Annotated in this window: 19 protein-coding genes and 4 pseudogenes; 11 read left to right on the top strand and 12 right to left on the bottom strand. The window is 43.6% G+C overall.

Going from position 1 to position 22,439, the window contains the following annotated elements:
- Positions 1-79 precede the first annotated feature (79 nt).
- The gene (locus TT12_RS05010) at positions 80-1,396 is read right to left on the bottom strand and encodes a BaiN/RdsA family NAD(P)/FAD-dependent oxidoreductase (RefSeq protein ID WP_045452758.1); all 1,317 of its coding nucleotides are present in this window, start codon (positions 1,394-1,396) and stop codon (positions 80-82) included.
- A gap of 524 nt (positions 1,397-1,920) precedes the next feature.
- Between TT12_RS05010 and acs the strand changes: the two are divergent.
- The 7 genes and pseudogenes from acs (at position 1,921) to TT12_RS04975 (ending at position 9,318) form a co-directional block, all read left to right on the top strand.
- A pseudogene (gene acs, locus TT12_RS05005) lies at positions 1,921-3,881 on the top strand (acetate--CoA ligase).
- A 243-nt stretch (positions 3,882-4,124) separates the two neighbouring features.
- A complete protein-coding gene (locus tag TT12_RS05000; protein WP_045452623.1) occupies positions 4,125-5,318 on the top strand; it encodes an NAD(P)/FAD-dependent oxidoreductase in 1,194 nt (397 codons plus the stop codon).
- Positions 5,319-5,466: 148 nt separating this feature from the next.
- The gene (locus TT12_RS04995) at positions 5,467-5,826 is read left to right on the top strand and encodes an MgtC/SapB family protein (RefSeq protein WP_243443391.1); all 360 of its coding nucleotides are present in this window, start codon (positions 5,467-5,469) and stop codon (positions 5,824-5,826) included.
- A 133-nt stretch (positions 5,827-5,959) separates the two neighbouring features.
- A complete protein-coding gene (locus tag TT12_RS04990) occupies positions 5,960-6,211 on the top strand; it encodes a hypothetical protein (protein ID WP_045452621.1) in 252 nt (83 codons plus the stop codon).
- Positions 6,212-6,343: 132 nt separating this feature from the next.
- On the top strand, positions 6,344-6,580 hold the full coding sequence (locus TT12_RS04985; RefSeq protein ID WP_227678999.1) for a hypothetical protein: 237 nt from the start codon (positions 6,344-6,346) through the stop codon (positions 6,578-6,580).
- A gap of 808 nt (positions 6,581-7,388) precedes the next feature.
- Complete coding sequence (gene pgsA / locus TT12_RS04980) at positions 7,389-8,060, top strand: CDP-diacylglycerol--glycerol-3-phosphate 3-phosphatidyltransferase (protein WP_045443785.1); 672 nt, start codon at positions 7,389-7,391, stop codon at positions 8,058-8,060.
- Between the two features lie 484 nt (positions 8,061-8,544).
- Positions 8,545-9,318 carry a hypothetical protein gene (locus TT12_RS04975; RefSeq protein ID WP_045452615.1) on the top strand — a complete coding sequence of 258 codons (774 nt, stop codon included), beginning with the start codon at positions 8,545-8,547 and terminating at the stop codon, positions 9,316-9,318.
- Between the two features lie 98 nt (positions 9,319-9,416).
- On the opposite strand, the gene TT12_RS04970 is transcribed toward TT12_RS04975, so the two are convergent.
- Positions 9,417-9,911 carry a pyridoxamine 5'-phosphate oxidase family protein gene (locus tag TT12_RS04970; RefSeq protein ID WP_045452613.1) on the bottom strand — a complete coding sequence of 165 codons (495 nt, stop codon included), beginning with the start codon at positions 9,909-9,911 and terminating at the stop codon, positions 9,417-9,419.
- Between the two features lie 448 nt (positions 9,912-10,359).
- Here TT12_RS04970 and TT12_RS19310 point away from each other — a divergent pair, with 448 nt between their 5' ends.
- The 4 genes and pseudogenes from TT12_RS19310 (at position 10,360) to TT12_RS19295 (ending at position 14,355) form a co-directional block, all read left to right on the top strand.
- Positions 10,360-11,082 (top strand): phosphoribosylformylglycinamidine synthase family protein, encoded by a 723-nt coding sequence (locus tag TT12_RS19310; RefSeq protein WP_502685165.1) that lies wholly within the window; start codon positions 10,360-10,362, stop codon positions 11,080-11,082.
- Positions 11,010-12,826: pseudogene (gene purL / locus TT12_RS19305) on the top strand (phosphoribosylformylglycinamidine synthase); the annotation flags it as partial. The gene TT12_RS19310 and the pseudogene purL, both read left to right, overlap by 73 nt.
- A 30-nt stretch (positions 12,827-12,856) precedes the next feature.
- Positions 12,857-13,987, top strand: a complete 1,131-nt coding sequence (locus tag TT12_RS19300) for a phosphoribosylformylglycinamidine synthase subunit PurQ (RefSeq protein WP_502685166.1) — start codon at positions 12,857-12,859, stop codon at positions 13,985-13,987.
- Positions 13,984-14,355 (top strand): phosphoribosylformylglycinamidine synthase subunit PurQ, encoded by a 372-nt coding sequence (locus TT12_RS19295; protein WP_502685164.1) that lies wholly within the window; start codon positions 13,984-13,986, stop codon positions 14,353-14,355. The genes TT12_RS19300 and TT12_RS19295 overlap by 4 nt, the downstream gene beginning before the upstream one ends.
- A gap of 178 nt (positions 14,356-14,533) precedes the next feature.
- Here the strand turns inward: TT12_RS19295 and TT12_RS15305 are convergent, their stop codons facing one another.
- From TT12_RS15305 to rsfS, 10 genes and pseudogenes are all read right to left on the bottom strand, one after another.
- Positions 14,534-15,229, bottom strand: coding sequence for an ImmA/IrrE family metallo-endopeptidase (locus tag TT12_RS15305; protein WP_207803997.1), 696 nt, complete (start codon positions 15,227-15,229; stop codon positions 14,534-14,536).
- Positions 15,199-15,639: a helix-turn-helix domain-containing protein gene (locus tag TT12_RS04955; protein ID WP_207803996.1), complete on the bottom strand. Its 441-nt coding sequence runs from the start codon at positions 15,637-15,639 to the stop codon at positions 15,199-15,201. The genes TT12_RS15305 and TT12_RS04955 overlap by 31 nt, the downstream gene beginning before the upstream one ends.
- 95 nt (positions 15,640-15,734) lie before the next feature.
- Positions 15,735-16,307 (bottom strand): hypothetical protein, encoded by a 573-nt coding sequence (locus TT12_RS15300; protein WP_207803995.1) that lies wholly within the window; start codon positions 16,305-16,307, stop codon positions 15,735-15,737.
- A 107-nt stretch (positions 16,308-16,414) separates the two neighbouring features.
- Complete coding sequence (locus TT12_RS15295) at positions 16,415-16,591, bottom strand: hypothetical protein (RefSeq protein WP_201605928.1); 177 nt, start codon at positions 16,589-16,591, stop codon at positions 16,415-16,417.
- 119 nt (positions 16,592-16,710) lie between these two features.
- Positions 16,711-17,684 (bottom strand): annotated as a pseudogene (tdh, locus tag TT12_RS16680) (L-threonine 3-dehydrogenase).
- Between the two features lie 128 nt (positions 17,685-17,812).
- Positions 17,813-18,872: pseudogene (gene kbl, locus TT12_RS04940) on the bottom strand (glycine C-acetyltransferase).
- Between the two features lie 222 nt (positions 18,873-19,094).
- Positions 19,095-19,841, bottom strand: a complete 747-nt coding sequence (locus TT12_RS04935) for a pyridoxine 5'-phosphate synthase (protein ID WP_045452607.1) — start codon at positions 19,839-19,841, stop codon at positions 19,095-19,097.
- A gap of 50 nt (positions 19,842-19,891) precedes the next feature.
- Positions 19,892-20,767, bottom strand: coding sequence for an N-acetylmuramoyl-L-alanine amidase (locus TT12_RS04930; RefSeq protein WP_045452604.1), 876 nt, complete (start codon positions 20,765-20,767; stop codon positions 19,892-19,894).
- 202 nt (positions 20,768-20,969) lie between these two features.
- Positions 20,970-21,752 (bottom strand): MOSC domain-containing protein, encoded by a 783-nt coding sequence (locus TT12_RS04925; RefSeq protein WP_201605925.1) that lies wholly within the window; start codon positions 21,750-21,752, stop codon positions 20,970-20,972.
- A gap of 225 nt (positions 21,753-21,977) precedes the next feature.
- The gene (gene rsfS / locus TT12_RS04920) at positions 21,978-22,391 is read right to left on the bottom strand and encodes a ribosome silencing factor (RefSeq protein ID WP_045443355.1); all 414 of its coding nucleotides are present in this window, start codon (positions 22,389-22,391) and stop codon (positions 21,978-21,980) included.
- Between the last annotated feature and the right edge of the window lie 48 nt (positions 22,392-22,439).

Below are 22,439 nucleotides of genomic sequence, written 5' to 3'. Positions count from 1 at the left end.
TTATAAGTGCTGTCTGTAAGCACTGCCGATGTAGCACTGTTTATGATTAAGAATGCTACATCGTTATAATTAAATGAGGCTAAACCACTTCACCGCAGACAAAGCCACTGGCCCATGCCCATTGGAAGTTATAGCCGCCAAGCCAACCAGTAACGTCCAGCACTTCACCGATAAAGTATAAGCCCTCCTGCATGTTGCTTTGCATGGTCTTTGAGGAGACTTCATCAGTTTTTACGCCGCCGCGGGTCACCTCAGCGGTACGATAGCCTTCTGTACCAGAGGGTTTGAGCTGCCAGCCATTCAAAGTCGCGCCAAGCTCCGTCAGCCGCTCATCTTTAATATTGGCAAGTTCGGTGTCTTTGATATCCTCCCAAAGGTGCGTTTGTAGCGCGGCAAGCAGCTTTTTTGGTAGCTTATTACTGTCATCGCCGCTATCGGTATAGTCCGCTACGACCGTCCGAATCAGTTGCTTTGGGTGCGATTTTTTGTGCGCAAGGAGCAGCGCTGTCATGTTGATATTTGGCAGCAGGTTGATACTAATGGTCTCGCCAGTGTGCCAATAGTTTGATAGTTGTAGCATAGCAGGGCCTGACAGCCCGCGATGGGTAAACAACATAGGCAATTTAAAAGAGATGCGCTCATTGCTAGCGATGACTGGCAAACTAATACCAGCCAAAGATCGGATAAGCTCACCCGTTTTATCCGTAAAGGTAAAAGGCACTAAGCTGGCATCGGTTGCGATCAGCGTGTGCCCAAATTGCTGCGCCAATTCATATCCTAAACCACTGGCTCCCATCGTTGGAATAGACAGTCCGCCCGTGGCGACCACGAGTGACTCGCAGCGGTAACCTGTTTGCGGCAGTTTTGTTTGATTGGCGGATTCTTTTCTCTCTTGCTTTTCTTTTTTACTAAGCTGCTTGCTGGTCAGTAATTCAAATTTGGCGTTTTTGTCATTTTCGATAGCTTGCACACTGTCAATCTGCGCATTCAGCTTTACTTGTACACCAGCTGCCGTACATTCCGCGAGGAGCATGGTCAAAATATCTTGCGCTGAATCATCACAAAACAGCTGACCATGTTCGCGCTCATGGTAAGGGATTTTATGTGCTGCCACCATACCGATAAATTCCCAGCTGGGATAACGACTAAGCGCGGATTTACAGAAATGTTGATTGGCACCGATGAAGTGTTCAGGCTCGACATAGTAATTGGTAAAGTTGCAGCGTCCGCCACCTGACATGAGGATTTTTTTGCCCGCTTTATTGGCATGGTCTAATACTAGCACGCGGCGACCACGGCGACCCGCTGTGAGCGCACAGTATAACCCTGACGCGCCAGCGCCGATGATGATGACATCATAGTGGGTGTATTGTGATGCATTGCGGTGATTGCTCATGGTAGTCTCATAAAATAATGGGTTTAAAAAACCAGCCACCAAATCCGTCATCGAATCAACAACGCCGATTGCTTATCTTTATAGCAGCAGGTCAATAAGAGGGTTTAGTGAAGGGTGTATTTTGGCGTCGTATCTCGCGTGTAGCTATTGTCCATATTTCATACAAGGTTACAAGGATTAAATGTCATATCATTATCTGATATCTGAACGGTGATGCCTTTATTTATGCCAAAATCAAAATTTGTGCCAAAATCAAAACATGTTTTAAATTAGTCAATAGCAAGATTAAAAGCGAATAGATGCAAAACCACACCTCGTCAATAAATTTTATCATGGGTGATCAAGTATACCGCTATATAGGCATATTGTTATGAACGGCTGTTGATACCTTGCAACCGTTCTGCTTATTTGTCAAACTAACCGTGAGTGTCACACATTATGGAAGATGACCCTTATCACCTGTACAGGCAGTCGTTTTCGACCGTTATGCGCGCAGGTCATAATAATTAAAAAGGACAAATACGATGACTCAAAAATCATTCCCCATTGCGGCCGAATTTATCGCTGCTGCCAATACTACCGCTGAACAATACCGCGAAGACTACGAAAAATCTATCGAATCACCTGAGGCTAATGATGCTTTTTGGGCGAAGCGTGCCGAGCTGATCGATTGGATAAAAAAACCGACCAAAATCAGCAATGTTAATTATGATTTGGATGATTTTCGCATAAAATGGTTTGAGGACGGCGAGTTGAATATCTCTGTCAATTGTCTCGACCGACATGTCAAAAAAAATCCTTACAAGCCTGCCATTATTTGGGAGGGCGATCACCCTTCACTGCACAAAATCATCTCCTTTAAAGAGCTACATCAAGCGGTCTGTCGCTTGGGTAATTCCATGCGTAAGCTTGGGGTCAAAAAAGGCGATCGCGTGACTTTATATATGCCGATGATACCTGAGGCAATGATAGCGATGCTGGCATGTACGCGTATTGGTGCGGTGCATTCCGTGGTCTTTGGTGGCTTTTCTGCTGAGAGCTTGGGCAATCGCCTGATAGACAGCCGCTCAAAAATCATCATTACGGCTGATGAAGGCTTACGTGGTAATAAGCATACGCCGCTCAAAGCCAATGTCGATCGGGCACTAGATATGGATGGCACTGACAGCGTCACCAACGTCATAGTCGTTCATCGTACGGGCAATTCTGTACCGATGAGTGGTCGCCGCGATGTTTGGTATCATAACTTGGTCGATGGCGAGTCAGAACATTGCGAGCCAGAAGTCATGAATGCCGAAGACCCACTATTTTTATTGTATACCTCTGGCTCTACTGGCAAACCTAAAGGTGTGCTGCATACCACGGGCGGCTATATCACTTATGCTCTCTCTACTTTTCGAGATGTGTTCGATATTAAAGACGATGACGTCTACTGGTGTACTGCGGACGTAGGCTGGATCACAGGTCATACTTATGCAACCTACGCACCGCTTGCCAACGGTACGACGACGGTGATGTTCGAGGGTGTACCAGAATATCCCACATGGGCACGCATCGGCCATATCATCGATAAGCACGATGTGACCATTCTGTACACTGCACCGACGGCGATTCGAGCGATGATGAAGGAGGGCGATGTCTTTGTGCGGGAGTCTGATCGTTCAAGTTTGCGGCTACTCGGAACAGTCGGCGAGCCGATCAATCCAGAAGCATGGGACTGGTATTACCATGTCGTCGGCGGTGGCAAGTGTCCGATTGTAGATACTTGGTGGCAAACTGAGACAGGCGGCATCCTCATGGCACCGATACCAGGCACGGTCGCCCTCAAGCCGGGTGCAGCGATGAATCCTTTGTACGGTATCAAGCCAGAGATTGTTGATAGTGACGGTACCATGCTAGAAGCTCTGCTGAAGGAAACCTAGCAATTAACAGCAGTTGGCCGGGGCAAATGCGTACCATTTATAATGACCATGAGCGTTTTTTACAGACGTACTTTAGTGAGTATCCCGGTTATTATTTCACTGGTGATGGGGCGCAGCGTGACGAAGATGGACATTACTGGATCACGGGTCGCGTCGATGATGTGCTTAACGTCGCAGGGCATCGTCTGGGAACAGCAGAAATTGAGAGCGCCGTGGTCGCGCATCCTGCGACAGCGGAGGCCGCCATTGTCGGGATGCCGCACGAGATTCGCGGTATGGGCGTTTGTGCCTTTATTATTCTAAAATCGGGTGAAAAAGAGACAGAAGCGCTAAAGGCTGAGCTGAATCGACATGTTCGCGCTGAGATTGGTCCGATTGCTAATTTGGATGCTATTCATATCGTTGAGGCGCTACCCAAAACCCGCTCGGGCAAAATCATGCGCCGTATTTTACGTAACCTTGCAGCAGGGCAATATGTTGGTCTGGGTGATTTGTCTACTCTTGCGGATAGCTCGGTGATTAATCAGCTGGTTGAGGTAGTCAAAGCTGCGCGAGGAGAGTAGGATAAATTATCGATAATTAGATATTGCTAAAAGCAGGTTCAGTAAATAGACGATTAGCGTTCAGAAAAGTCATGTTATTAAAACTAGCATGGCTTTTTTACGCAGACGATATTGATATCAACAAACTTTAAAGGTCCAATACTTTCTATAACCATCTTATCTAACGATAACCATATTATCTAAAACGTTCCTACTATTATCACTCCCTTTTTTATCCAACATTATATGAGGCCTGCTGTCATTATGACCAATCACTCTTTGCCCGCTGTCGCTACCCAATCACCAAAAATCGCTATCATTGGTGGTGGTTTAACAGGGCTGTTTACCGCTACTCTATTAGAGCGTACCTTTGCTCAAAACATAGCACAAGATAGTGCGAAAACACCCTTACCGCAAATTATTGTCTTTGAAAAGTCACGTAGCGTAGGGCGTTTAGCCACTCGATATCGTACTGATAGCCACACTGGCAAAAACTGGCAATGGGCATTTGGAGCACAGTTTTTTACGGCTAAGACGGCAAGTTTTAAGCAATTCATTACGCCTTGGTTAGAGACGGGATTGCTACAGCCGTGGTGCGCGCAGGTGATCGATTTAACACCAGCGAATCATGATACTCAATCGCCTGATATCCAAGCGCCCGATATTCAGAGTAAGGAGCAATGGAACACCACGCAAGCCCGCTATATCAGTACGCCAAAAATGACCAGTTGGGGGCGTACACTGGCTGATGAGTTGCAGTACAGTACTATAAAATTTAAAACCCGCGTTGCGCCATTGGCTCAATATGACAGGTCTATAGCGGCACAAAACGATAAAAAAACTGAGCTATTTGACGAGACTGGTGCGAGTCTAGGGCACTTTGACTGGGTGATATGTACCGCGCCTAATGGTCAGACCATAGAGTTAATGGCAGAGAGCGGCTTTGCTGAGCAAGCCAAGATTTCTAAGCCAACAATGCTGGCGTGCTATACGCTGATGCTGGGGTGGGATAATTTTGATACATTACCAAAAATGTTAAGCGCTCAAGCAGCGCCACGCTGGGATGTGGCTTATCTGAATGACTCTATACTCGATAGAATATTTATCGAGCACCAAAAACCTGCTCGCGATGACCTGCTACCCAGTGTCACTATTCATGCGCGCAACGACTGGTCAGAGCAGCATATCGATGACGATATGGAGACGATCAAAGCGCAGTTATTAACAGCTGCCAAGCAAGCATTGAATTGGAATGATGACCATGCTCCTAGCCAAATAGATTGCCATCGTTGGCGCTATGCCGCCACTGTTTCTGATAGTGATAAAGAAGCATTAGGCATCTTGATAGATGAGTCTCATCAATGGATTGTCAGTGGTGATTGGTGCGGACAAGGCAATATCGAAAGTTGCTATCAAATGGCGCAACAGACGGTTGAGGCAATCAACAAAGCAAAATAATGGCGAAAGTTTACTTAGCGACTGACGCTATCCGAAACTGGACTTTAAGGGTGTTTTCTTAATATGACAAGGTGATAACGATGTTTGGATTCGATATAGATTTAGAGCTGATGGGCTATCATTTTTTCCAGTTGGGCATCGCTTTATATTGTCATTACCGATTGCCCTTAATCGTGAGATGAAAGACAACGGCGCGGGGTTAAGGACGTTTCCACTGGTAACCATTGCGTCATGCGCGTTTATGTTGGTTGGTATGGATATTTATGATGCTACTGGTGAAGCGAGAATCATGTATGCCATCATCACAGGTATGGGATTTATCGGTGGTGGGGCGATTTTTAAAAATGAAAAAGGCTCAAAGGGCACTGCCACGGCAGCGAGCTTATGGAATACGGGTGCCATCGGTATTTCGGTGGCTTACGGTCGTTATGAGATTGCCATTATATTATCGGTCGTTGGTTTTTTGATTTTGCAATTTTCAGAGCCCTTTAAAGTTAAAAAACACTAAGCGATGGATGAGATGAGTTAATGTGCATATACACTTAAATACTAAAGAGACTATAAATCAATACTATATAGTATCTCTATATCTATATGATATAGCAAGAAATCTATAAATTGTTGAAAATAAAGGATAGTTTATGAGTACCAGATTGAGAGGAAGTGGGCTGACTTGTGCCATGCTAGCACGAGGGGATAAGCAGGTTTTATGCGCGGTCAGTAATGAGAGCGACGAGCAAGCGATGGCTAGTATCGATAGCGCTGAATATGATTTGCTAAGGCACATTATTTCTTTTGAAAATGATAAATTCTCCTGTAAAGAAGGCGTTGAATGGCAATGCGCCATACCAGTAAAAAAAGTAGAACTTTTTTATGATGATATAAATCTATAGCCGCTTATAACTGAAAATTTGTGTATTAATTTGTAATACTTTAATTGAAAATAAAGCTGTCCAAATTGCTAAGAAACAGTTATATTCGTATAACATAATATACAAAATAGTACGAAGTTAGAGGTGAATATAGTGCTTAGAGGAAGTGAGCTGACTCGTGTAATGCTTGAGCATGGCTGCCATGAGATATGGTGTGCGGTAGATGATAATAGTGATGAAGAAGCTATGTGTGATCAAGATTCAAACGATTTTACTGCCCAAATCGTTTCTTATCATAACGACAGATTCTATTGTACTGCTGGTACTGCGTGGCTATTCGCTGTGCCAATTAAGATAACTGCGATGACACTGAGTGATGTAAAGCTCTGAATATCTTTCTTTGTGTTATTAAGCCATCGCCGATTCATTGTTTGTATTATAAAAACCCACCTTATGGTGGGTTTTTCCTTGTAAGCAATATGCCGCTTTTTAGATTATTGCTCAAACGATACAGATTTTTGCAGATAGTCATACTTATATATGACAAACCTTTAATTAAGCATGAATTACAGGCAAAAAAAGAGCCCACAGAGGAGGAACTGTGGGCCGAGGAAAACTGATCGTGTAAAGGAGCTACAGAGGCAGTGGTTGTGACCTATTGTTATTATGAGTGTTTCTATATTAACTAATATTAGGGTGGTGGTGATTAATTCAATAACTGCATATATTTACTTACATATTTAAGTGTACAAGTGTTTTTATTAGAATCGCTATCATAGCGCAATTGGCAGCGGTTTGGCTATTTTGGTTACATGACATTACGTTTAGAGCTTATGAGAGAGAAAATTAACGTCGTATTTCATCTCCAGTAGATGAGTCTTTTAGTCGTGTCATATCTAACATTGATAAATACGTATCAAAGTTTTGTAGTTATATATGAAAGATTGATTAATTTTAATAGTCATTCCACTATAAAAATATTATTGCGTTAACCTCGCTTGAAGTATTAAATATACATCTACATTCGGTTGCCTTGTGCTATTTTTAAATTCAACCGACTATTTTTAAATTCAACCGACTATTTTTAAATTCAACCGACTATATCGATAACTGAATAGCTAAAGAGATGGCATGACGACCTGCGTGAAAAATGCTAAGCTATCTACCATTAATATGTTTATATAAAACTGGGTTTGCCATGACTGAGAATACGCATTTGCATACGCAGGAGCCGCAAAATACCAAGAGTATTTTTAACTTGCCTAATAACCTTACTATCGCGCGGATTTTAATGATTCCGCTATTTGTCGCGATTGCTTATTGGCCACCTGCTATGGGAATTGGCATGCCTGCCATCTCAGACAATGTGATTGCGCGGGTCGGCATGAGCGAGTTTAGTGATAGCTTGTTACGCCATTTACTTTTGACTAGCGTTTTTATTATTGCAGCGATTACTGATTGGCTTGATGGATATTTTGCCCGTAAGCTTAATGTTATGTCAGCCTTCGGTCGTTTTTTAGACCCTGTCGCTGATAAGTTAATGGTGGCGGCGGCGCTTATTATCTTGGTGCAATGGCATCCCAATATTATTATGGCAATCGCCGCGATTGTGATTATCTCGCGTGAGATTGCGGTGTCAGCGCTACGTGAATGGATGGCAGAGTTGGGCAAAAGTACCAGTGTGGCGGTGTCGTATGTCGGCAAGCTAAAAACGACGTTTCAAATGGTGGCTATTACGGTACTTTTATTAAACTGGGAGTCGCTCGAAACGATCGGTTATGTGCTGATGGTTGCTGCTGTTATTTTGACACTATGGTCGATGATGATTTATCTCAAAGCGGCTTGGCCTTACCTAAAGCAAAGCGGGTAAATATATAACGCAGATATGATCAACAAACAACATAGACAACAAAAAACGCCAGTCGCATTAGCCGCTGGCGTTTTTTATGGTCTGTTTGAAATACCGCTGATGTTGCCTATTTGCCTTAGACATTGTTTGTATGGTTGATATATACTCAAAATTATTAGGGTCTGTTGAACATTCAAATATTAGGGCTGCTGATTGTTAAAATTGCACCAAACTAGGCGCAAACCGACGATAATGTCGAGACCTTAGCTAGGCTTGCAACAACGTTGGGGTGATTTTAGCATCAGCCTTTCAGGGCAATACTCTTTTTTGCCAATATATGGCGAAATTGTTTAACCTAGAATGACTAGGCATCAAAAATTTCACTGCATATTGTCTAAAAAATAATGACTGCCAGTACCACATTTGACTGTTCAACAGACCCTGAACAAAATACAAGAAAGTTGATCGAGCTATCATGAAACGGCATTCAAATAAGGAAATAAGCATGACATCATATCAGGCACAGTCGGGCATTGCCGTATTATTGTTGGCATTATTAACGGGATGTTCTTCTGGCTCAAACATGCAGGAAGAGTCCACCTCAATCATTCAGCGAGAAAAATCTATTCAAATAGACGCTACTGCAGAACGTTCCACTCAGGACGCGGCAGAATCGGAGCGTTTGGGCACAAAGTGGGGTGATGACGTTAATTCAGAAGTGACGACTGTTGATCTGCGCCGTACGAGCAGTGAGCCTATCGAGCAGATGCAAGTCCGTTATGCTGATAAATCTTATAATGGACGTGCGGTTAATAGCATGTCACTACTGGCGGGCAAGGTGGATTTTTCGATGGAAACTGACACAGATACGTTATCGATCTATCGAAATTCGGGTAATTATTACGTGCAAGGTCAAGCGGGTCAGGCCTACCGCTTGGTGTATCATAATAACAGCGATAACACTTATGAAATCGTCGCTAGTGTCGATGGAATAAATGTCCTCAATGGCAGTGCTGCCAGTCGCTATGACAGTGGATATGTGCTAAACCCACATGATAATTTGGTGATTGAAGGCTTCCGTAAGAGCCAAAGCTCAGTGGCTTCCTTTATATTTAGCAAGCCCGCGAGTGCTTATGCTGCTAATACCAGCTCAGGCTCTATCAATAACACAGGTGTAATAGGTACAGTCATCTATGGCTTATATGATCCTACTAGACCTAAATCTAAGCAACCGCAAGCGTATCCAGCAGACAATGGTTATGCGAAACCACCGCAGTAATGCCTATCAATAGATAACTTATATAGATAACGCATAAAGAAACGCCAGTCGCATTAGCCACTGGCGTTTTTAATTTTGCTATTTCTGGTTTAGATAACTTATAACGTGACTGAGTTATTTTCACCCAGATTGGTCGCTTTTTTGCCGTCCATTACGGCAGCAGTGGTCATCTTAAACATATTGACGACCGAACTACCACTGAGCCAGTACTCTGCGCCATGTGGTACGACTTTGATCAGCTGTACATTTGGATCATCTTTACCTTGCTCATAGAATGCATTGTAAATCGGCGACCATAGCTCGTCTAATTTCTCTTGGTCTTCGACCAGTTCCGCTTTACCATTAATTGAGACATAATTTTTGGCATCTTGACTGACATAAGCCAAGTTTACTTGCGGGTCTTTCTCAATGTCACTCACGGTTTCGGTACTCTTGTCACCGATGAACCAAATCTCCTTTGCACCGATGCTCGTCTCGCTCGTTGTCATTGGGCAGGCATGCAAATGGCCTTCGTGAGTACGAGTTGTCATCATGGCAAACTTGATGTCTTTTACCAATTCTTGCACTTTATTGATATGGTCTTGTCTACTCATAGTAAATTTCCCTTTCTGTATTTTGATTAAGTCGTAGTGATTAAATAGTTGATTGTTTATAGTAGTTTTTATTCAAGCTAAGCGTTTTTCAAATATCGAAAACCAGATGAATTGAGAAAAACAATCGTCGCCTTAACAACTGAAACTAGAATACCTAGTTGTAACCTTGTGTTATATAGGTTGCCCGTAAGGCGATGTGAGGGTTTGTAAGGATTATAAGCTTTAGGTAAAAATTGTGACGAGATCGCTGTTAAGTTTCTGTTGTGAAAGTAGCCTGTGGTAAAAGTAACAAGGGTTTCAACGATGGCGAAGATTTGACTATTATTGAATAGCAAGCATCAGCAATTTATCTTGGTTTTGACCTGCTTATTACAGGGCTTCTTGTTATAATACCCAGACCATTTACTTTGCATGGCAGAGATGCCTTGATCTTACGGATTATGCCTTTATGATGACCATCGCCGGACAACCGTTTCTTACCGATTTTCAGACGCAGCAACTCATCAGTCAGTTCCAGCAAAAAACCGAGCTAAATGTCAGCCAAATCCATACCCAGCAAGTGTATGTGTTATCACGAGAACTAGAAGGTGATGAGCATAAAAAAGCGCTAGACTTACTTGCTGTCGATAGTAGCACTGTCCTTGAAGCCCCAAAAAGCAATCAATTACAAGTCATTGTAGGTCCACGTTTTGGCACGATTTCGCCATGGGCAAGTAAAGCGACCGATATCTTTAATAACTGTGAAATTGTGATCAATCGCGTCGAGCGTGTCGTTGTCTATACGCTGACCATCGATAGCAAGATCAGTGAAAAGCTGTCTACTGCCGCTGAGCAGGTGTTGTTTGACCGTATGACGCAGAGTTTGGTCTATGACTTGAGCGATGTCAGTAAATTGTTCGACGATCAAGCGCCAGCATCACTGAATCATATCGATGTCATCGGACAAGGTCAGTCAGCGTTAGAATTAGCCAACACCCAGTTCGGCTTTGCGCTATCTGTTGAAGATATTGATTATTTGATGAATGCGTATGTTAATGAGCTAAAACGCAACCCAACCGACGTTGAGCTAATGATGTTTGCACAGGCAAACTCAGAGCATTGCGTCATAAAATCTTTAACGCTGAATGGACAGTCGATGGTGAAATACAGCCAAAGTCATTGTTCCAAATGATTAAGAACACTTATAAAGCCAATCCACAAGGTATCTTATCTGCCTATAAAGACAATGCCGCGGTAATGGCAGGTTCTGAGGGTATGCGTTTTTATCCAATTCCGACTGACGCGATGGATGCCAGTTCAATTCATCCTTATGCCTTTCATCAAGAAGCAATCGACATTTTAATGAAAGTCGAAACCCATAACCATCCAACCGCGATTGCCCCTTATTCTGGTGCAGCGACGGGTGCTGGTGGCGAGATTCGTGATGAAGGCGCGACTGGTCGTGGCGGTAAGCCAAAAGCAGGTTTGACAGGTTTTCATGTATCACACTTGCATATCCCAGAGCTCGCTGAAAAATGGGAGCAGTCAGGTCAGTTGAGTACTCAGGCTTATGGCACGCCAGACCGTATGGCAACCAGCCTTGAGATTATGACTGAAGCACCACTTGGTTCAGCCAATTTCTCAAACGAGTTTGGTCGTCCTAATCTATGCGGTTATTTCCGTAGTTTCCAGCTTGATACGTCAGCGGCAAAAGATGGCAGCGAGATGCGCGGCTATCATAAGCCAATCATGCTGGCAGGTGGTTACGGTAATATCAAACGCAACCTCATTGAAAAAAATGCCATTCAACAAGGTGATTTATTAATCGTCCTTGGTGGCCCTGCGATGCAGATTGGCCTGGGTGGCGGTGCAGCCTCTTCGGTTGATAGTGGTGACCTTGATGAAGGCTTGGACTTTGCCTCAGTTCAGCGCGATAACGCTGAGATGGAGCGTCGTTGCCAAGAAGTTTTAGATCGCTGCTGGGCTCTCGCTGGTAGTGATGTTGATGCCAGCAATAACGGCAAAGACGGTAACCCTATCGTGTCATTGCATGATGTGGGCGCGGGCGGTATCTCTAATGCGATGCCTGAACTGGTCAATGACCATGAGATGGGCGCGATACTAAATCTGCGTAAAATCCCATCGTTAGAAGCGGGCATGTCACCGATGGCGATCTGGTCAAACGAAGCACAAGAGCGTTATGTGCTAGCGATTCGCCCAGAGAGCAAAGATCAATTCGATGCCATCTGTGCGCGTGAGCGTTGCCCGTATGCCATCTTGGGAACAGCCACGGATGTCCGTCAGCTGGTCGTTGATGATACCTTGCTCGCTGAGCAGCCAGTTGATATGCCAATGCAAGTATTGCTCGGTGGTACGCCAAAGATGAAGCGTAGCTTTGAGCGTCATGACAGCAGCTTACCTGCATTAGAGTTAGGCGAAGTCAATTTAGCTGAGTCTATCAAAGACGTCTTGCGTCATCCAACCGTCGCTAGCAAATCATTCTTGATTAGCATTGGTGACCGTTCTATCACTGGTATGGTCGTGCGTGACCAGTATGTTGGTCGCTATCAAGTGCCTGTATCTGATTGTGCAGTGACAGCGTCAGGCTTGATTGCGCTAGATGGTCAGGTGATGAGCGGTGAAGCCATGAGTATCGGCGAGCGTACGCCAGTTGCCCTAATCAGCCTCAAGCTTCAGCACGACTTGCCATTGGCGAAGCGATTACCAACATTGCTGGTGCACGTATTGCTCAGTTGTCTGATATCACCATGTCAGCGAACTGGATGGCAGCTTGCGGTGATGATGCAGAAGATGCAGCATTATTCGACGCGGTATATACCGTCGGCGAAGAGCTGTGCCCAGCATTAGGTATCGCGATTCCAGTTGGTAAAGACTCGCTATCGATGCGTGCCAACTGGACTGACAGTAGTGAAGCAGGTGAGACGGATAAATCAGTTGTGTCACCAATGAGCCTTGTGATTACCGCGTTTGCTCCTGTGGTTGACGTGGCAAAAACGCTAACCCCTGAGCTAATCAATGGCGATAGCGCGTTCTACCGTATTGATTTGTCTAAAGGCAAGTTACGTCTAGGTGGTTCAATCCTTGCGCAAACGCTGAGCCAATTGGGTAACGACTGCCCAGATTTGGCGCAGCCAAGCGACTTGGTCGACTTCTTTAACTTTGTCCAAGCGGGCAACGCGCAAGGTGTCATCAGCGCTTATCACGATATCGGTGATGGCGGTCTATTGGCAACTATCGCTGAGATGCAATTCACCAGTCGTCAAGGTATCAAACTGTCATTGACTGATGATAACTTACTCGGTCAATTGTTCAGCGAAGAATTGGGCGCGGTCATCCAAGTGTTACCAGAAAACGTCGCCGCATTGATGCAATTGGCAGAAGAGTTTAATGTTGCTGATATGCTCAGCCTCGTCGGTCAAAGCTCAGAAGAAGACAGCCTCATTATCCAAACGCCAACGCTTATGGGTGATGATACTCTCAGCTTTAGCCGTACTGAATTACAGCAAGCGTGGACTCAGGTCAGCTATCAAATCGCGCGTCGCCGTGATAACCCAGCGTGCGTACAGCAAGAGTACGACTTAATCGCTGATGCAAGCCATCAAGGTCTCATCGCTGCGCCGAATTTTGATTTGAATCAGAAGGTTGAAGAACCATATTTAGCCAGTCGCGAGAATAAACCAAGAGTCGCTATCTTGCGCGAGCAAGGCGTCAATGGTCAGACAGAGATGGCAGCAGGCTTTACCCAAGCTGGCTTTGAAGCGGTCGATGTACACATGAGCGATCTACTGAGTGGTCGTATCAATCTACGTGACTTCGACGGTCTGGTCGCTTGTGGTGGCTTTAGTTATGGTGATGTATTGGGCGCAGGCTCTGGCTGGGCGAACTCTATCTTGTTCCATGATGAGTTACGCATGCAGTTTGTCCGCTTCTTTGCCCGTCCTGAGACCTTCTCACTAGGTGTCTGTAACGGTTGTCAGATGATGGCTCAGCTAAAAGACTCATCCCAGGTGCAGATAACTTCCCACGCTTCATCGCTAACGAGTCGGCTCGTTTTGAAGCGCGTACGGTCAATGTGAAAATCGAGCGTACCAAGTCTATCCTATTCAAAGGTATGCAAGACAGCATCTTGCCAATCGCTGTGGCACATGGTGAAGGCTATGCCACGCTAGACAACACAGAGATTGACGGTATGGCCAAACACGGTCAGCTTGCGATGCGTTATGTCGATAGCCAAGGTCATCCAACTGAGACATATCCGCTCAATCCAAACGGTTCGGTCGGCGGTGTCACGGGTCTGTGTAGCACTGATGGTCGTGTGACGATTATGATGCCACATCCTGAGCGTAACCTAAAAGCCTATAACCATAGCTGGAAACCAGAAGAGTGGGATGAGGACGGTGCGTGGATGCGTATGTTCCGTAACGCTCGTGCTTGGTTGCGCTAGTCGCAAACCTAGATGCTTGATTAGCTTCGTCAAACTTGCTGAGCCTACGACATGTAGTGCTTGCGCATGTTTTCCTCGCTACTCAAACCTCTAGCAATTGCTTATAGTTTTAGATAGCTGTTTTTTGAAATGAAAAGGTGGGCTTAGGCTCACCTTTTTTGTGTTTGGAGTAATGATCTTAGAGTAATTTCAGTCTAGGCTTAGTGTTTTTACTGATTAACTTGAACGTTATATCATCTAAAATTTGATAGCCAAAATCAATATTTTCATAAAAATTCCTACCTTCTTTTTCTAAGAGAACCTTAATAATCTTATTAAGTAGAATCGGTTGTTCACGTTCAATAGGTTCAGGTTCTAACTTATTATATCCTTGTTTACTAAACTCGATACAATTAGAACGATAAAGCCAATCAGTTAATAATCCATTAGTGTGTAAGTTATAGTTCATAGCTGCAAGAGATACTTTCCAGTATTTTTTATAGCTGATTAGATTCGGTAGATTTAGATTGTTTGGAGCCATAACTACAAATGCTTCTCTCGGCATTAAAAAACTGGAAGCAAACCTATCAGCTTCGTGCTCTTTGTCCTTCATATTTTCAAGTACATTTTTATCATCACTGTGCAGAACTAAGTGACCAAGTTCATGAGCAGCATCGAAGCGCATTCTTTCTGCTGACTTCGCTGTATTCAAAAATACTATAGGTCGCCCATCATGATAAAAAGAGAATGCATCAACTTCTTTTACTTCCATTGGCAAACGGAATACTGCAATACCATGTGATTCGAGTAGGGCAATAATGTTTTTAATCGGTAGAATACCTAATTGCCAATCGCCACGAAGTGTTAAAGCAGCTTTTTCAGGCTCATTAACCAAAGTATCAATATCGAAGCCTTGGAAAATGGGAAGATAGATATTGTTTTGTCAAAATACTCTAAGGTTTGAATTGCAAACTCACTGTAAGCAAGTGCAGAATTTCTGTACTGAGCTTTTATACGGCTATATGAACGAAAGAAAATTTGCTCATCTACCACTTGTGTTTTGAAAGTGGAGTTAAAGAAGTCAAAAGGTAGGTTTAATGACTCACTTAACTTGACTACTTTTTCGAAATCAGGCACTGAAGGTTTATTCTCGTTCAAATAGTTTGAAATTGTAGCTTCAGTACATGACAATATATTTGCTAGATCTTTATTCGTTTTCCCCTTTAAGTCTTTAGCTATTTTTAGACGGCGCTTATTGAATTCAAAGTTACTCTTCATTGCTCGCATTTTTATACCCAATTTCAAACGAGTCCTCGTTCACTGATTCATCAGCAAACTCACTCATATATGACTGAACCTCATTTTCTGAATCTGAAGAAAACATCAATCTACAATCATGATCAGTTGAAAATTTTTCCATCAACCATTACTATATAAGACATTGGTCTTGCAAGTTCATAAATTAAACTTGGAGCATCATCTTGATAAATTTCGTGTTTTCTTGAAGGATAATATAGAACCCAAGTTTCTAGTTTCTCGCTAGTCATATTTCTATATTTATTTATATCAATTTTATGTTTCGTCTCAATACCTTTTGAACAGTTGGAGGAAATCGGCAAGTTCATATTACCTAAAGCGTCATTACTGGACATGATAATAATTTGAATATTGTTATCAACGATGGTTAATGTAGGTTGTCCTTGACCTCGGCTAAATTCGATTTCGTTAGAAATTAATTGTAGGGCTATGTTTTCCCCAATGTCACCCCAACGCGCTATACCGCTTGCACAGTTTACCTTAGTTTTCATATTGAAATTTTGATCAGCTTTTTGAATAGCATCGAAAATGACTTGAGGAGTAAAACCGAATTTATTCTTCAAAATTTCCACGGCTTCGCTATTGTTTATAAGCTCACCATCTGTGTTGCGGCTATCTAAGTCGCTGAAGATTTCATACTGTGGTGCTTGGTACATATTAGTTTCATCCATGTAATTTTTATAAATTATAACATCATATGATGTGTTAAAAAATAAAAATATTGATTAAGATCATTTTTTTATACATAATGATTTAATCAAAATTACTCACCATCCAAACACTTCTGAGCCTCAGCTATCAACTTATGAATCTTAGCACTTTCCTTTAGCACGCAAGCATCATAGGCAGAGAGCGGCTTAGACTCATGCTCTTTTTCCTGATCTTGCTTGGCTTTTTCTGCTAAATACTTTTCAAGTTTTTCGGCTTCAGAATCGCTCATAGTTTATCCCTCATATAATTTTCACCCTATAAAAAACGGCACTGAAATCAGTGCCGTTTTCTCAGTCGTGACAATGTAAACCCTAACCACAATTTCTCAAATACTGACGTACTACATTATCAATCCCAGCTTAAAATCACCTTACCGCATTGCCCACTTTCCATAATATCAAAGCCTTCTTGAAAGTCATCAATGTGCATGCGATGGGTAATGATGGGCGATAGATCAATACCGCTAATCAGCATTTGCTCCATCTGATACCACGTCTCCCACATCTCACGGCCATAAATACCTTTTAGGGTTAACGCCTTAAAAATAATCTTGCTCCAATCCACCGTGGTGGTGTTAGGCAAAATGCCCAAGAGAGAGATTTTAGAGCCGTTATACATGTTACTAATCATCGAATCAAATGCCTGAGGCGAGCCTGACATCTCAAGTCCAATATCAAAGCCGTGCATTTTTAACTCAGCAATGGCACCTTCGATGGTTTCACCTTTGGCTGGTTGATGGTCATCGTCGCGCCCATTTTTTTGGCAAGCTCTAGGCGATAATCACTGATATCACTGACCACGATATTACGCGCCCCTGCGAAGCGGCAAATCGCTGTCGCCATGGAACCAATCAGTCCCGCACCCGTGATTAGCACATCCTCACCAAGGACAGGAAATGAAAGGGCAGTATGAGTGGCATTACCAAAGGGGTCCATAATGGCGGCCATCTCATCGCTAATACGCTCATCGAGTTTGATGACATTATCGGCAGGTATCACCAAATATTCGGCAAACGCGCCATCGCGGTCGACGCCCACGCCGATGGTGTTTTCGCACACATGCAGCTTGCCACGACGGCAGTTACGGCAATGCCCGCAAGCGATATGCCCTTCGCCTGTGACTCGATCACCCACTTCAAAGTGCTTCACACCATCGCCTATTTCGCTAATGATACCGACGTATTCGTGTCCGATGATCATCGGTGTCTTGATGGTTCGTTCTGACCACTCATCCCACTTATAAATGTGTAAATCTGTACCGCAAATGGCGGTTTTTTTAATTTTAATTTTAACGTCATTGATGCCAACCGTAGGTTCTGGCATGTCTTGCATCCAGATGCCTTTTTTGGCATGGGCTTTAACCAGTGCTTTCATACTTTTCTCTTATTTAACGGTGTTGTACTTAATGGTTGAATCTAGCGAGTGAATACTGAACAAATACCGAACGACGCTTAATCAATCACTTTCATTTGCTTGGCGACTTTGATAAAGGCGGTGATACACTTGTCTAGCTGCTCGCGAGTATGGGCAGCAGAGAGTTGGACACGAATGCGAGCCTCGTTTTTGGGCACGACAGGGTAAAAGAAGCCAATCACATAAATGCCTTCTTCAAGCAGTGCATCTGCCATTTGCTGGGAGACGTTGGCGTCATAAAGCATGACCGCACAAATTGCCGATGCGGTGGGCTTAATATCGAAGCCGCATCTTGCATTTTTTTCACAAAATAAGCGGTATTTTCATGCAATTTATCTTGTAGGGTATTGTCTTGTGACAGCATCTCAAACGCTTTTACCCCAGCCGCCGCCACCATAGGAGGAATGGAGTTTGAAAACAGATACGGGCGTGAGCGCTGACGCAACATCTCAACGATTTCTTTTTTGCCCGTGGTAAAGCCGCCAATAGCACCGCCAAATGCCTTGCCCAAAGTACCAGTGATCAGCTCAATATCACCACGTAGATCAAACAATTCAGTCACGCCGCCACCAGTGTGACCGACCACGCCTGCTGAATGCGACTCGTCAATCATCACCATGGCATCATATTTTTGTGCCAACGCATAAATCTCATCCATTGGCGCGACATTACCATCCATCGAAAACACACCGTCGGTCACAATCAAACGAAAACGCTGTGCTTGCGCCGCTTGTAATTGCGTCTCCAAATCCTGCATATCTGCATTGGCATAGCGATAACGCGCGGCTTTACATAGCGTACACCGTCGATGATTGAGGCATGATTTAACGAATCAGAAATAATGGCGTCATCGCTGGTCAGTAGTGGCTCAAAGGCACCGCCATTGGCATCGAAACAGGCCGCATAAAGAATCGTATCTTCGGTATTAAAAAACTTAGAAATTGACGCCTCTAACTGCTTATGCAAATCTTGCGTACCACAAATAAAACGCACCGATGACATGCCATAACCTGAGTTTTCTATAGCCCCGATAGCCGCCTGTTTAATCTCAGGGTGGTCAGACAATCCAAGATAATTATTAGCACAAAAATTAAGCATCTCACGGCCATCGGCGATCTTGATGAGCGCATCTTGCGGAGAAGTGATCACGCGCTCAGTTTTATACAGTCCTGCCGCGCGTATATCGCTGATTTCTTGTTGTAGGTGCTTCTGAAAGTCTTGATACATAAAGATTCCTTTTTTAATATTATTAGCGTTTGTATTGATAATGCAGATATTAGGACTGCTGATAGAACCAAACTATTTGCTTATTGGTACGGACTAAGCACAAATTGCTAAATACTGACGCACGACATTATCCATGCCTTGTTCCAATGATTCAATCGTAAATGCATGACCAATCGACACTTCAGCGATATCACTAAGCGCGAGCAAATCAGCCAAATTATCCAAATTCAAATCATGACCCGCATTGACGCGGATACCGTTTTGATTGGCTAGGTTGATGCAGTCGCTAAAGCGTTGCTTGACCTCATCGAAATCAATATTATCATCGCTCTTATCCTTACCGTAGGCGCGCGCCCATTCTTCGGTATACATCTCGATCGTCTGTACATCGCTCTTGATGACCGCTTTGATTTGCTCAATATCAGGGTCGATGAACACCGCACAGCGCGTACCAAAGGCTTGCAGCTCTTTGCTTAACGTTGATAAAAACTCATGGTGAGTGATGATATCAAAGCCATGATCTGAGGTCAGCTGATCGTCACTGTCTGGTACGAGCGTACATTGATGCGGCTTTACTTCACGGATAATCTTTAAAAACTGCTCGTTTGGGTTGCCTTCGATATTGAACTCAATCTCTGGATAGTCCTTTAAGAATGCACTGATATCATAGACATCTTGGTATCTGATATGACGCTCATCAGGTCTCGGATGCACAGTAAAGCCTTTAACCCCTAAGTCAATCAGCTTTTTAACAAAGGTCAACAGGTTAGGGTAGTCAGTACCGCGCGAGTTACGGATCAAAGCCAATTTATTCAAATTTACGCTAAACAATGTGCTCATAGTATTTCCTTTTTCATTGTTGTTATGGATAGATTCTTGGTTGTTAATGGCTAATAAAAATCGTTGGTATCAGAATACTTCTTATTTAATGCCTTTAAAATAGCATAAGTCTCTAAATCTACCGTTCCTGTTGGGTTACGGGGTCTAAAATGCAGCTGAAAGGCATAGACGACATCGCGACTGGCTTTGTCCCATTCGTCGCTAGTGTTGATCTGATACCCATAGTCACGAAACTGCTGCTTGATCTCAGGTATCGTTGCCGCCGCAAATGTTTCTATATCTATAAAAGACAATTTATCAGCGTCATCATACCAAGCGCCAATACCATACTCTCTATACAATTGCTGCCATGGGAACTTGGCACCGGGGTCTATTTTACGCGAGGGTGCCATGTCAGAATGACCAATGATATTCTTTGGTGAGATATCATATCTGGCGGTGATATCTTGCACCAACTCCGCGACCTTTTTAATCTGCAACTCATCAAACGCCACATAATGCTCATAAGGATGATACGCCAACTTGCCGTCTTTTAGTGCACTTTGATACTCAGGCGCAATCCCTGCATTGACGATTTCGATGCCGATAGAGGTATCGTTCAGGATAGTTCTACCTGCAAAGCCGCCATCACCCGCATGCCAAGCGCGTTCGTTTTCTGGTACTAGATTATAGATTTTATCATCGTCATTATCTAACACTAAATAGTGCGCGCTGACCTTGCCCGTAGTCAGTGTTTTGATGGATCGGTCATTGTCTGACACCGTATAGTGCAGCACAATGGTTTTGATGCGTTCGCTTTTGCCAGTGGCTTGGTAGGTTTTACTATCCACGATGTAGCTCTTGGTCGTCGCTACTGGAGAGGTCGTGGTCACGCAGCCAATCAAGGGTAGTGTTAGGCCAAACGCTAAGAAGATGTTTTTTACCATGAAATGCTCTGTGTGAATAAAGGTGAGCTTTGATATAGTCGTTTCAATATAATTTGGATACAAGGAAGGCGAGCGAAAGTACTACAAATAGTAGACTAAGCGAGCCTGACACCGTATCTGATTTATATAGGATTGACTATACTTACCTTTATTTTTTTATTGATAGTAGATAGATGAGGTCGAGATATCTTTGAAAGCTTTTTTAATTCTTGCGAATCTTCTTCGCCAACACTTTCTTCCAACTCTCCTCCAAACATTCAATCGCGAGCCATGGCTCAATCACATCGGCATCGTATTTCTCTTTTGAATTAGACAATTGCCACAGTTTTTCAAGCGTTGCAAACGGATAGGGACGTTCGATTAAATAGACGGGCAAATCAGCGCTAATCATGCCATCACGTACGACTTGAAAGTACCAGCCAGAGATGCCTTGTTTGCTGACCCATGCCGCGATATTCGGTACTTTGGTAAATTGTCCGATCTGATCGTTGATTTTGTAGCAAGGGCGTCGTGGTTGGACGATACGCAGTTGTAAATTGTCAACATCATCCGTACTAGTAGCCGTATCACCATACTCAAAAACGTCGCCAATACAAACTGTAGATTCGGTCATTTCAGGTAGACCATTCACGGCTTCAGTCGTGAGGTTTTCGCCCAGCGTACCAACGCGGACTTTTAGGCTGAACTCTGCATTGATTTTCTCATAAGTTGCAGGTGCCAGTTGATGTACTGCTTTGAGTGGGCCGCCATGATGCTTACGATCGGCTTGCTCATCAGTGGTTAATCCCATAAAGTTGACCGCGACAGGTGCGTTAATTGGTGCTTTATCAATAGCACTCATTTCTTCACGGGTGAATGGCATTGCTTTGCCAGCGCGGACGCATATTAGATTGGCAATATGTAAAGGCAGGGTTTGGTTAAAGTCACTAGTATTTTTTTTGGTAGAAGATGTTAGCGTTGCTATATTTATAGGTTCTAAGCTCATAGGTTTTCCTAATCTATAGGGATTTATTAGGGGAGAGGCTACTTTGATACTGGTATTAATAATGCGTATTATCTTAGCTTAATCATTCATCTAATGCTAAGCTTTCAGCCGCTTAAAATTTAGCAGTAGGTGAAAGGGTATTAGAACGGTAAATTTTAGACAAAAAAAGACCAGAATAAATATCTGGTCTTTTTGGTTTTCACAGCGTTATAAAAATAAATAAAATTATTTATTTTTATTGCGGCGACCAGCGGTTTTCTTTTCACGCGGTACAGCGACCAGCTCAGCCAATTGCTCAGGTGATGACCATAGACCTTCTAAGTCATAGAACTCACGGGCTTGTGGCGTCATCACATGCACGACGACAGCGCCCAGATCAATCAATGTCCAGTCAGAGTCGATACCGCCTTCGCGACCAAGTGGCATAAAGCCCGCTTGCTTCGCTTCAGCGCCGACATTGTCAGCCATTGCGCGTACATGGCGCTTAGAAGTACCGTCAGCGATAACGATGCGTTCGGTTACGTCAGTCAAATCTTCTACATTCATTACGGTGATGTTCTTCGCTTTCATATCATCTAGAGCGGTCTCAACAACGGCTAAGCATTCTTTTAAGCGTTCTTCAGTCATGGTGTTGGTCATAAATTTTGATCTCTTGAATCGTCAATATTAAAAATAAAAAGGTAAATC

Source organism: Psychrobacter sp. JCM 18903, assembly GCF_000586475.1.
GTDB lineage: Bacteria > Pseudomonadota > Gammaproteobacteria > Pseudomonadales > Moraxellaceae > Psychrobacter.
The sequence above is the reverse complement of the archived record's forward strand: the minus strand, read 5'-3'. Positions and strand labels throughout refer to the sequence as shown.

Excerpts from the sequence above, each read along its gene's own strand:
- TT12_RS05010 (WP_045452758.1), bottom strand. The coding sequence starts at position 1,396 with ATGAGCAATCACCGCAATGCATCACAATACACCCACTATGATGTCATC.
- TT12_RS05000 (WP_045452623.1), top strand. The coding sequence starts at position 4,125 with ATGACCAATCACTCTTTGCCCGCTGTCGCTACCCAATCACCAAAAATC.
- TT12_RS04990 (WP_045452621.1), top strand. The coding sequence starts at position 5,960 with ATGAGTACCAGATTGAGAGGAAGTGGGCTGACTTGTGCCATGCTAGCA.
- pgsA (WP_045443785.1), top strand. The coding sequence starts at position 7,389 with ATGACTGAGAATACGCATTTGCATACGCAGGAGCCGCAAAATACCAAG.
- TT12_RS04975 (WP_045452615.1), top strand. The coding sequence starts at position 8,545 with ATGACATCATATCAGGCACAGTCGGGCATTGCCGTATTATTGTTGGCA.
- TT12_RS04970 (WP_045452613.1), bottom strand. The coding sequence starts at position 9,911 with ATGAGTAGACAAGACCATATCAATAAAGTGCAAGAATTGGTAAAAGAC.
- TT12_RS19310 (WP_502685165.1), top strand. The coding sequence starts at position 10,360 with ATGATGACCATCGCCGGACAACCGTTTCTTACCGATTTTCAGACGCAG.
- TT12_RS19300 (WP_502685166.1), top strand. The coding sequence starts at position 12,857 with ATGAGCCTTGTGATTACCGCGTTTGCTCCTGTGGTTGACGTGGCAAAA.
- TT12_RS15300 (WP_207803995.1), bottom strand. The coding sequence starts at position 16,307 with ATGTACCAAGCACCACAGTATGAAATCTTCAGCGACTTAGATAGCCGC.
- TT12_RS15295 (WP_201605928.1), bottom strand. The coding sequence starts at position 16,591 with ATGAGCGATTCTGAAGCCGAAAAACTTGAAAAGTATTTAGCAGAAAAA.
- TT12_RS04935 (WP_045452607.1), bottom strand. The coding sequence starts at position 19,841 with ATGAGCACATTGTTTAGCGTAAATTTGAATAAATTGGCTTTGATCCGT.
- TT12_RS04930 (WP_045452604.1), bottom strand. The coding sequence starts at position 20,767 with ATGGTAAAAAACATCTTCTTAGCGTTTGGCCTAACACTACCCTTGATT.
- TT12_RS04925 (WP_201605925.1), bottom strand. The coding sequence starts at position 21,752 with ATGAGCTTAGAACCTATAAATATAGCAACGCTAACATCTTCTACCAAA.
- rsfS (WP_045443355.1), bottom strand. The coding sequence starts at position 22,391 with ATGACCAACACCATGACTGAAGAACGCTTAAAAGAATGCTTAGCCGTT.